At 58.7% G+C, this 475-nt stretch carries 1 protein-coding gene; it reads left to right on the top strand.

The window, feature by feature from the left end; genetic code table 11:
- A partial coding sequence (locus AC0T7J_RS25185) for a pyridoxine 5'-phosphate oxidase C-terminal domain-containing protein (RefSeq protein ID WP_473798460.1) occupies positions 1-178 on the top strand: 178 nt, incomplete at its 5' end.
- Positions 179-475: the final 297 nt, after the last annotated feature.

Here is a 475-nt window from a genome sequence, read left to right as displayed (position 1 = left end):
CAAGGCCACCGAGCAACGCTTCAGCGACAGCCAGCCGCACTGCCCGGAACATTGGGGTGGTTACCGCTTGTTGCCCGAGCGAATCGAGTTCTGGCAGGGCCGTCCGAGCCGCCTGCACGATCGCCTCAACTACCGCCTCCAGGGCGCCGAGTGGATTCTGGAACGACTGGCACCCTGAGCAGTCTACCGAGCGAGATAAACGCTGATGGCGCAGGATCGCTGATTTGACGCTACCTTGAGTGGACGCTCGCGGGCATCTGTACCAAGCCTGAATGGAAGCCAATTTTATCCGGATGGTGTCGTGACAGGCGCCAGGCCACGGGGTTTAATGAACACATGTTCTTTTGGAGTTGATGCTATGCGTAAGTCTGTTCTGCTGGTTGCTTCTTTTTCGACGATGGCGATGTTGCTGACCGGCTGCCAATCGAGCCTCACCGGCGACTCCTACTCCCGTGACGAAGCGCGTCGTGTACAG

It is taken from the genome of Pantoea sp. E956-1 (genome assembly GCF_982223955.1).
Note: the sequence above shows the minus strand (reverse complement) of the source record. Positions and strands in the feature narration are given on the sequence as shown.